Annotated in this window: 8 protein-coding genes and 1 pseudogene; 3 read left to right on the top strand and 6 right to left on the bottom strand. The window is 44.5% G+C overall.

Going from position 1 to position 10,725, the window contains the following annotated elements; translation table 11 throughout:
* The 5 genes from O9295_RS04950 to ribD form a co-directional block, all read right to left on the bottom strand.
* Positions 1–249: helix-turn-helix domain-containing protein (locus O9295_RS04950; RefSeq protein WP_288032137.1), on the bottom strand; the 249-nt coding region annotated here is incomplete at its 3' end.
* Positions 250–281: 32 nt separating this feature from the next.
* A complete protein-coding gene (locus O9295_RS04955) occupies positions 282–683 on the bottom strand; it encodes a 4a-hydroxytetrahydrobiopterin dehydratase (RefSeq protein WP_002801753.1) in 402 nt (133 codons plus the stop codon).
* Between the two features lie 208 nt (positions 684–891).
* Positions 892–2,394: a DEAD/DEAH box helicase gene (locus O9295_RS04960; RefSeq protein WP_002797158.1), complete on the bottom strand. Its 1,503-nt coding sequence runs from the start codon at positions 2,392–2,394 to the stop codon at positions 892–894.
* 445 nt (positions 2,395–2,839) lie between these two features.
* Positions 2,840–4,813: a molecular chaperone HtpG gene (gene htpG, locus O9295_RS04965; RefSeq protein WP_288032147.1), complete on the bottom strand. Its 1,974-nt coding sequence runs from the start codon at positions 4,811–4,813 to the stop codon at positions 2,840–2,842.
* Positions 4,814–5,072: 259 nt separating this feature from the next.
* Positions 5,073–6,170 carry a bifunctional diaminohydroxyphosphoribosylaminopyrimidine deaminase/5-amino-6-(5-phosphoribosylamino)uracil reductase RibD gene (gene ribD, locus O9295_RS04970; RefSeq protein WP_288032141.1) on the bottom strand — a complete coding sequence of 366 codons (1,098 nt, stop codon included), beginning with the start codon at positions 6,168–6,170 and terminating at the stop codon, positions 5,073–5,075.
* A 646-nt stretch (positions 6,171–6,816) separates the two neighbouring features.
* Here ribD and O9295_RS04975 point away from each other — a divergent pair.
* From O9295_RS04975 to O9295_RS04985, 3 genes are all read left to right on the top strand, one after another.
* On the top strand, positions 6,817–8,253 hold the full coding sequence (locus O9295_RS04975; RefSeq protein ID WP_002762178.1) for an ammonium transporter: 1,437 nt from the start codon (positions 6,817–6,819) through the stop codon (positions 8,251–8,253).
* 174 nt (positions 8,254–8,427) lie between these two features.
* Positions 8,428–9,840, top strand: coding sequence for an ammonium transporter (locus O9295_RS04980; RefSeq protein ID WP_043999360.1), 1,413 nt, complete (start codon positions 8,428–8,430; stop codon positions 9,838–9,840).
* Positions 9,812–10,051 carry a hypothetical protein gene (locus O9295_RS04985; protein WP_288032144.1) on the top strand — a complete coding sequence of 80 codons (240 nt, stop codon included), beginning with the start codon at positions 9,812–9,814 and terminating at the stop codon, positions 10,049–10,051. The genes O9295_RS04980 and O9295_RS04985 overlap by 29 nt, the downstream gene beginning before the upstream one ends.
* Before the next feature lie 64 nt (positions 10,052–10,115).
* Here O9295_RS04985 and O9295_RS04990 read toward each other — a convergent pair.
* Positions 10,116–10,586 (bottom strand): annotated as a pseudogene (locus O9295_RS04990) (glycosyltransferase); the annotation flags it as partial.
* Between the last annotated feature and the right edge of the window lie 139 nt (positions 10,587–10,725).

The raw sequence follows: 10,725 nt of genomic DNA on the forward strand, positions 1-10,725 counted from the left end.
AGAAAGATTTAAAGCAGCTTGTTGTAATACCTGCGATGGTACTTCGCTTAACCACTCATGCTCTTTTTTTAAGGAAGGCAGCAGCTTAATTATTTCGTCTCTGCTTAATCCTTTTCCAGTTTGCTTGTAAGTTTCGGATGTTAAGTTGAGAGCGTAATTGTAAAACCATCTAGCACAGCCAAACGATTTGGCGAGCAAAACTGATTGCTCACTGGTCGGATAGATTCTGTACTTAAACGCTTTTAACATCTTGTTTACCAGACTATATTTACCATGGTAAACTATTTAGCTAGAAATGTCAAGCCGTCCTCCGCTACGCTAAAGGACGGGGTTTTAGACCCAAATTTTCGATAAATATCATCGGTACGGGCAGCCATGATGAAATCATTTTGATGTAATCCGCCCACGTCATGGGTCCACCAAGAAACGGTTACTTTGCCCCATTCTGTCAATAAAGCGGGGTGATGGCCTTCTTTTTCCGCCGCTTCTCCCACGGCATTAGTAAAGGCGATTGCCCCTTGAAAATTGGCAAATTTATAGAGTTTTTGCAGACGGGGAATACCCTCGTATTCTAAGAGATTCCAATCGGGAATTTTAGCCTGTAAAGCGGTAATTTCCTCGGCAGTGATAGGAGAAGAACCCGATTGATAAGGTTGACATTTTTGTTGGGCAAGTTCGGTCATAGGGGTATCAATCTAGATTTTTTAAGTAAGTAGTTATAATTAAATTGAAGATAGATTTTGCCTCTGATCCCCCCTGCCCCCCTTGATAAGGGGGGTGCCGATAGGCGGGGGGATCCCCCCTGCCCCCCTTGATAAGGGGGGTATCTGACAACTTTTAACACCTACCTACTTACCTTTATTATAGATGAAAATCCCCCAGAGAAATTTTTTATTCTTCCTCTGACTCTGGAGAACTTACCCAAGGAGTAGAAGATTCGGCAGCTTTCGGGAAAGAAAAAGATTTTTTTGGAGGAGAAGGCAATAATTCCAATTGTCGATTACCGGTTTTATAGCTAGTTTTATTTTTCTGCTCTCCCCGTCGTCGTTGGGAGGTTTTTTCCTCCGTGGTATTTTCGGCTATCACTTCATACAAAATCGCCCGTTTATCCTCTTGTTGGCCTTTTCTTAACACCCGTCCTAAACGCTGAATATATTCCCTGGTGGAACCGGTTCCCGATAAAATAATCGCGATGCGCGCTTCCGGCACATCAACCCCTTCATTGAGAACATGGGAAGTCACCAGAATTTTGTATTCTCCCTGACGAAAACGGGTCAGGATTTCATGGCGTTCTTTCACGGGAGTTTGATGGGTTATGGCAGGTATTAAAAAGCTCTCGGAAATGCGGTAAACTGTGGCATTATCGTTGGTAAAAATCAAAATTGGTTCCGGATGGTGTTCACAGATTAACTCGGCCAAAACCCGCAATTTTCCCTGGGTTCCGGAGGATATTTCCTTCGACTCCCGGTGCGCTAACATGGCCCGGCGCCCTTCGCTACTTCTGGCACTAATCATGACAAAATTTTGCCAACCATCTAAACCGGACAAACTGAGATTATTTTTTCTTAAAAAATCATTGCGAATTTTAATTGCTTCTTGATATTTTTCCTGTTCTTTGGCAGATAGTTTCACTTTAATTTGAATTATTTCATGATCGGCTAGGGCTTTTCCTGACAAGTCTTGGGGACTTTTTTGATAAACAATTGCACCAATAAGATAATCTAAATCTTGATGACTACCATCACCACGATCCGGTGTTGCTGTTAAGCCTAAACGATAGGGTGCGATCGAATCTTCCGCTATTTTCCGAAAGAAATCCGATGGTAAATGATGACATTCATCAAAAATCAAAAAAGCGTAACGATTGCCAAGAGTTTCTGAATAAATTGCCGCACTTTGATAGGTGGCGATTAAAATAGCACTATTATCCTTAGAACCTCCCCCTAATAATCCCACCTCGGCATCGGGAAAAGCCGCCAACATCTGGGCATACCATTGGTGCATTAAATCAATAGTCGGCACGATAATTAAGGTACTGCGGGGAGTCGATTGTAGAGCTAATTGGGCAAGATAGGTTTTGCCGGCAGCGGTGGGAAGGACAATGACACCCCTTCTCTGGGATTTTTTCCAAGCGATTAACGCTTCCGTTTGGTGGGGGTAGGGTTCCCGTTCAAAACTGGCAATTAATTCTAAATTGTTGAAAGCTTTTGCTTCATCTTGGAAGTTAATGCCCTCCTCCTGTAGAGTTTCCACGAGAGGACGATAATGAATGGCCAAAATGCGAAATCTTTCAATACGATCATCCCAAGTGGCAAAATCTAGCCATTTTTTCCCCTTTGGTGGTGGATGGAGAATTAAGGTTCCTCGCTCATATTTGAGGGTGGGTAAGCGCATTTTTCAGTTATCAGTAAACAGTAAACAGTTATCAGTAAACATAACGTAGGTTGGGTTGAAGCATGAAACCCAACGCCCGCTCATGTTACGCTACCGCTAACCCATCCTACTGGATTGTTTCAGCTAATTTGGTGTATTAGAAAAATGCTATAAATTCTATAATCTAAGATTTTAAGCCGAAATCTATTGCCCTATTTTAGTTGAAACAGTCCACTACAAATAATTGTGCCTCCCTACTTATCAGTAAACAGTAAACAGTAAACAGTAAACAGTATAAGTGAACTGAAAACTTACATCTGATAACTGATAACTGATAACTGATAACTGATTCAAGGCTGACGGCGGCAAGATAGCTTATCGCTAAATCATATTGATCAGGTTAAAAAAATAGAGTGTGAATTAACACACTCTCAGCATATCGAAACAGCTAAAGTTTGGCAATAGATTAAATCTTTTCGGTTAGCTTAGTCAGAACGCGATTGGAACGTTCCACAAAAGCTTGCATTCCCTCGGCATCAAATCCTTTTTGAGCGATTAAGGCTAAATCATAAACGTGCTGACAGAGCATTTTCGCTAATTGCGCCGATGGAGATTCGCCGCTACCGGTAACAATACTTCCCTGACTAATCTGGACAATCTGTTGAATTAGGGGATGATTAGTATTAATCATCAGAATATGTTCTTCGGGGAAAGCCATGGCTTTTTGTTGCATCATTGCCGTCATTTCCTGTAAGCGTCGCATCGCTTCTGGAAGTAAGACAATTGCCGGGGGAGTAGCTTGGGGATCATCGGATTTCAAGGCTTCAGTTTTGATATTGATGCGGGAATTATCGAGAGCTTTGGCGAAGATTTCTTTGATCAATTCAGCCCGGGTTTTATTACTGGCGGGATCGATAATTTCACTAGCTTGATCCTGTTCGAGCAGCGTCGAGTCTAATTCAGAATCAACCCGGGTGAATTTTACATCGGAGTATTCTCTTTCTAGGAAAGGAATAAAGTAATTAGTATCGATGAAAGAATCAAAGAAGAGGATTTCTAAACCTTGATTTTTGTAGAGTTCAACGTAGGTGGATTGGCTACGAGGATCGGTACAGTAAAAAACTCGATTTTCGTGGCGTTCTTTATGGCGTTCTAGGTAGGCTTTGAGAGTAGTATAACCTTCCTGTTCGATCGCTTCTAGGGGAGTTTTCGCCGTCGCTTCTTGCCATGCGTCACCTTCGGCGGTTTGCACTGCCACTTGTACCGGGGTTTCTGGGGGTTTGTAGGTAGTCCGATAGATTAAAATATCTTCTACCTGCTGTTTAAATTTATCCTCTTTCAAGGAACCAAATTTAATAAAGGTTCCCACATCTCCCCAACAACGAATATATTCTTTTGCGTCTTCGTTGTAGAGAGATTTGAGGCGATCAGCAATTTTTTTGGCAATAAAATCGGCAATACGGCGAACGGTGCGATCTTTGGTTAAAGCACTTCGAGACACATTTAAAGGAATATCTGGACTATCGATAACTCCTCGCAAGGGGATCAGGAAATCGGGAATAATCTCCTCGCAATGATCGCTGACAAAAACCTGATTACAGAATAACTTTAATTGTCCTTTTGAGACATCTACATCCGGTCTGAGTTTGGGAAAATAAAGAATGCCATTGAGCAAGAAGGGATAATCGGTATTCAGATGTACCCAGAGTAAAGGTTCTTCTTGGAAAGGATAGAGATAACGATAGAATTCTAGGTAGTCTTCTTTAGTCAGATTTTGAGGAGATTCTTTCCATAAAGCCCGTTGTTGATTAATCACTTCCCCATCAATTTTAATGGGAACGAGCATAAAATCTGAGTAGGTTTTGACTAACTGGCGAATGCGGGCAGGTTCTAAATATTCCCCTTCCTCATCCATCAAAGTTAGGGTAATAGTCGTGCCGATTTGGCTGCGGGAAGAATCGGTTAATTCAAACTCTGGAGAACCATCACAAGACCAATGGACAGGGGTAGCACCTTCTTGATAGGAAAGAGTATCAATCTCTACCTTTTTAGCCACCATAAAAGCCGAATAGAAACCTAGGCCAAAATGACCGATTAAATCGTTGGCTGATTTTTGGTATTTATTGATAAATTCTTCCGCACTGGAAAAGGCAACTTGGTTAATATATTTCTTGATTTCTTCCCCCGTCATCCCGATGCCATTATCGGTAATTGATAGGGTACGATTTTCTTTATCGATGGCGAGATTAATTTCTGGTTCGGGGACTTCTCCTCTTGCTTCTCCTGCTAAAGAAGCCATTTTTAATTTCGAGATGGCATCAACACTATTAGATATCAATTCCCGTAGAAAAATTTCATGGTCAGTGTAGAGAGATTTTTTGATAATAGGGAAGATATTCTCGGTATGAATCGTGATATTACCTTTTTCGAGTACCGTCATACGTTCAATCACTAAGGGTTTGACTATTCTAACTTTTTTATTTTGCTCGATAATGGCACCATTGATCACAGAGCGATTGCCCAACTTCTTCTAGGGGGATAACCGTACCGATAAAGGCATTTAACGGCAGCGGGGCGATTTCTAGAACTCGCTCGCAAAAATCGGGGTTAATTGCCAGATTATCGGGGTTATTGATGACTTTGTGACTTTTGCAAGCGGTTGGTTGAGATTTGCTGATTGAGGGGGAATTGCAGTAGCTCTACTGTTCACTTTGCAGATATCCCTCGATCAAAATATCGGGATTGAGATAATTAACCGTGACATTTTCTAACTGTAAAGCTTGGCTCATTAACTGGAAACCTAAATCACCCACGGCAGTAGGTGCTTGGATTCCCCCGATGATTTTTGGCGCGATAAAAGCGATAATTTTTTGTACCATGCCCTCAGCGATCGCCGCTGCACTTAAACCGCCGCCGCACTCCCACAAAACCTGACAAAATCCCCTCTGATAAAGATTTTCCATCACTAAAGTGGGTGTCACCTCGGTTAGTTCGATCACTTCCACGCCTTTTGTTAATAATTGTTGCTGAAGCTTGACATTAGCATCAATTTGTGTATAAACAAGCGTGGGAAATTGACTGGTATCCCAAAGATGGGCGGAGGAGGGTAAATCGAGCGATCGAGTCATGACCACGCGCAGGGGATTATGATCGGAGAGGCCGTGAGTGGTTAGGTGGGGATTATCTTGACGGACAGTGCTACCGCCGACGATAATCGCATCACAGGCCGATCGCAGTTGATGGACTATTTGGCGAGAAGCGGGGCTAGTAATCCAAGTGCTATGACCGCTAGTGGCGGCAATTTTGCCATCGAGAGTCATGGCATATTTGAGGATACCGAAGGGTTTTTTAGCGGTGATGCGATGGATAAAACCCTGATTGAGTTGAAGACATTCTGACTCCTCCACTCCCACCAGCGTCTCGATACCTGCCGATTCTAATCTTTGAATGCCTTTCCCCGCCACCAAGGGATTAGGATCGATCATCCCCACCACCACTTTTTTAATGCCCGCTCGCATAATTGCCTCGCTACAGGGTGGAGTACGTCCATAGTGGTTACAGGGTTCAAGATTGACGTATAAAGTGGCACCACGAGCTTTTTCTGCTGCCTGTCTCAGGGCGAAAACTTCTGCATGGGGTTGTCCGGCCCCTGGGTGAAAACCTTCACCGATAATTATACCCTCTTGAACGATCACAGAACCGACCAAGGGATTAGGAGAAGTCCGCCCCAAGGCTTGCCTAGCAAGGGTTAGACATCTTTGCATCATTGTGCGATCGAATTCTGTTGCCTGGGTCATGGTTTATTTCTCCAAATGAGGGGAGACTTTTCAGTGATCAGTGATCAGTAATCAGTGGGAATTATAAATTATAAATTATGAATTGGGAGACAGGGGTGATGGGGTGATGGGGTGATGGGGTGTGGGGTAGGGCTGATTCATTCTCCGAATCTAATTCTTTTTTTTGCTACCTTTAATCGCTTATGAGGTAAGCAAAGCACGACGTTTTGAAAAATTTTCAGATATTTATTCCGATAAATCGACTAAAAACGTTGCCAGATAAGGATTTGAGAGAATGACATTTGAGAGAATGAAACGACCCTAGGGTGTGGGGAGAATAAATAAAAATAATCTCCTGAATACTGACTCGGAGAATACTGACTCGGAGAATACTGACTCCTTACCCCACAGTTAACTTTACTTTTGTCCAACTACTTATTATTTTAAAATGAAATGTATCAACGAATACAGAAATCTCAGATCAAAAAAACAAAGATCGAAAAACATTGACTACTCACACATCAAGATAAATCCCTAGGTGTTTGGTCTTCTGAAATGATTGACCCCTGTTCCTAGGATTTAGCGGTTGAACGGACATAATTGCTCGCTAATTATTTTCAATAGTAATGAATCGACCTACTAACTCAACAAAGTAAACGAATTAACGATGAAACGAATTGCTCGAAAATCCGGGGAACTTGCCGGTTTGTTACCGAAAATTAACCCTGTCTGGTTAGCCTGTGTTCCCTTGTCTGCGATTATTTTTGTGGTTTGGAACACGGCCGTACAGGCCCAAGATGCGAAACCCCTAACCCCCGAAGATGTCCAAAACGCCCTCAATACAATCTGGGTTTTAATTGCCGCCATCCTCGTGATCTTTATGAACGCGGGTTTTGCGATGCTAGAAACGGGATTCTGTCGCCAGAAAAACGCCGTTAACGTTCTGGCCAAAAACCTGATCGTTTTCGCCCTCTCCACCATATCATTTTGGGCGATCGGTTTCTCCCTGATGTTCGGGTCTGTCAGTAACGAATTTTTCGGTACAGGAGGTTGGTTCCTTAGCAGTAGCGATCCTGCCACCTACGCCATGCCGAAATATTTGCCCACTTCGGTGTTCTTCCTGTTCCAAGTCGCTTTCGCGGGAACGGCGGCAACCATTGTATCTGGGGCCGTGGCAGAACGGATTAAATTCGTCGATTTCCTCGTTTTTAGCTTAATTATCGTCGGTATCATGTACCCGATCACCGGTCACTGGGTTTGGGGTGGCGGTTGGTTAGCTGACCTTGGTTTTAAAGACTTCGCCGGTTCGACGGTGGTCCACTCGGTGGGTGGTTGGTCTGCTTTAACCGGGGCGGCAATTCTCGGGCCGAGAATGGGTAAATACATCAACGGTCGCACCAGTGCCTTACCTGGCCATAACATGAGTATCGCGACCCTGGGTTGTTTAATTCTCTGGATTGGCTGGTTCGGTTTTAACCCCGGTTCTGCTTTAGCGGTTAATGAAACTGTACCCTATATCGCTGTCACCACTAACCTCGCCGGGGCCGCGGGTGGCATTGCCGCTACCTTTACCGCTTGGGCGAAAGATGGTAAACCCGACCTTTCGATGATTATTAACGGTATTCTGGCCGGTTTAGTAGCCGTTACTGCCGGTTGTGATGGTGTATCCTATTGGTCGGCGGCAATCATCGGTTTAATTGCCGGTGTAGTCGTGGTTTACTCGGTGGCTTTCTTCGATAACCTGAAAATTGATGACCCGGTGGGTGCAACTTCCGTTCACCTCGTCTGTGGTGTGTTTGGAACTTTAGCCGTCGGTATCTTCAACAAAGATGCGGGTTTAATCACCGGTCAATTCCAACTGTTTATTAACCAAATTATCGGGATTGTGGCAGTAGGGGCATTTACCGTGATTGTTAGTGGTATTGTTTGGACAATCCTCAAGGCTACCCTCGGTATTCGTGTTACTCCCGAAGAAGAATTGGAAGGTCTGGATGTGGGTGAACACGGAATGGAAGCCTATAGCGGTTTCGTCAAGGAGTCCGATATCGTTGCCAGTGGCTATTATGCTTCCAGTGTTGACATGGAAACGCCTAGCACTCGTTAGGTTAAACCTTGTAAAGATAGATTAACTTATCCCCGACAAAGTTAAAGAGAAAAGGAAGAAGGCCTCGCCCCGATGCGATCGGTGGCTATAATTGCCTTCTAAACCTTTTCTCTTTCGGTTTTTGTCTCTTTCCGGACAGAAAAAATTAATCTTGCTACTAACCACCAACCGACAATGAAAAAGATCGTAGGAATAACCATGCTTTTGCTGGGACTGGGATTCAATTTCGGAGTTGCCCCGGTTTTTGCGGAAACCGTCGCCGCCGCTCCCCCCAATCCGATTAGTGCTGGAGATACAGCTTGGATGCTGATCTCCTCGGCTTTAGTTTTATTAATGACCCCCGGACTGGCTTTTTTTTATGGGGGTTTAGTGCGTTCGCGTAACGTCCTCAACACCATGATGATGAGTTTGGTGGCCATGGGCGTCATCGGTGTAACTTGGGTGCTTTGGGGTTATAGTCTCGCTTTCGATGTCACCCCGGGTAAAAGTGGTTTTGGCGAGGGAATTGAAGCTTTTATCGGGGGACTGGATTGGATTTTTCTCAACGGTGTCACCGCCGCCGCACCTGACGATATCGGTTATGCACCCACCGTTCCCCATCAAGTGTTTATGGTCTATCAGATGATGTTTGCGATCATCACCCCGGCTTTAATTTCGGGTGCGATCGTGGAACGGGTCAACTTTAAAGCCTATTTTTGGTTTTTACTGCTTTGGTCCACCTTTATCTATTCTCCCCTAGCTCACTGGGTTTGGGGTAAGGGTTGGTTGGCAGCCACTGGGGCGCTGGATTTCGCCGGTGGAACCGTTGTTCACATTAGTTCTGGGATTTCCGCACTGGTGGCCGCTTGGGTGATCGGTCCGCGGCGTAGTTTTGGTGTCCAAGCCTATGCACCCCATAATGTGCCGTTTGTTCTTCTGGGTATCGGTTTACTCTGGTTCGGTTGGTTTGGTTTTAATGGGGGTAGTGCGCTTTCCTCCAGTTCCCTGGCAGCCACAGCTTTTGTTAACACTACGATCGCAGCTTCAGGTGGTGGTTTGACATGGATGCTTATAGAATGGATTTTACGGGGTAAACCGACGGCGATCGGCATTGCTAGTGGATTTTTAGGGGGATTAGTCGGTATTACTCCGGCTGCCGGCTATGTACTGCCGATTGGGGCGATTCTCATTGGTTCGATCACTGCCCTTACCTGTTTTTTTGCGGTTAGTCTGCGGGCAAAATTGCGCTTTGATGATTCTTTGGATACCTATCCCGTCCATGGTGTCGGCGGGACAATAGGGGCGCTGCTTACGGGGCTTTTTGCCACAAAAGCGGTTAATCCAGCCGGAAATGATGGGAGTCTGGGATTACTGTGGACGCAATTTGTTGGCGTTGCCGCTACTTATATCTTTGCTGCCGTGGGTACTTTTGTCATCCTGAAAGTTCTCGGTTTATTTATGGAGCTGCGGGTTAAACCGAATACGGAAGCAGAAGGGTTAGATGTTCCTGAACACGGAGAGGAAGCCTACGGACGGGAATTCGAGTTTGGTAGCAGCTTTTCCTACCAAGAAAATCCTGGTGCCACAAATCCGCAAGAAAATTATTAGCGATTCCAATCAGCTATCAGTCTGGCTAACAGAGGCGAAATTTCGTCTCTGTGAAACTGGGCTAAAAAATTCCGTTTTTGGTCGTCTTGTCTCTGTCACCGGGGATTGTGAGCCTGTCCGTCGCTGGCCAAGAATGCTCGATCGTTATTGTCCAGAGATTCTCCAAGACCCAAAAACTCTCCGCCAAGGCCGCATGAGTAGCGATCGCTAGGGAGGATCAAGTTTTATCTAGATGGGCAAAACAGCAAAAAATTAGCGATTCCTACTGACAATAATCAAGAATTTTGTAAGCCAGCTAACTCAGCAATTGTGTAGGTGGGTCTGCCTTTAACTTCCTCGTAAATTCTGCCGATATATTCTCCTAGTATTCCGATGCTAATTAGCTGCACAGAACCCAGAAAAAATATAGCGATCATAATCGTGGCAAAACCCGTGATCGGTGAGTCGGGTTGCTGTAAACGCCAATATAATACTAACAGAGCCATAATCAAAGATATCAGGGCAGAAAATAATCCTAGATAGGTGGCAAAACGTAAGGGGACACGGGAAAAAGATACTAGGCTATTAATAGCTAAAGATAATGATTTGCTAAAGGTATATTTTACTTCCCCAGCAAAGCGCGCATCCCGCTCAAATTTAACCGCAGTTTGTGGAAAGCCAATCCAAGCGCGCAACCCACGAATATAACGATTTCTTTCTGGGAGAGAATTTAATAGATCTACTACCTGACGATCCATTAAACAAAAGCCCACATTCCGCACCCTAAGTGTCACAACGTCTCAAAAGAGGAAGGGGCGTGAGTCAAAATACTTATCTAGAGGAGTGAGTTGGCGGCAAGCTGCCGGCAACTAAGCCGAAAATTTCAGAGTTCCCCCGGTCATTCTC

The sequence above is a fragment of the Microcystis sp. LE18-22.4A genome (genome assembly GCF_027531105.1).
GTDB lineage: Bacteria > Cyanobacteriota > Cyanobacteriia > Cyanobacteriales > Microcystaceae > Microcystis > Microcystis aeruginosa.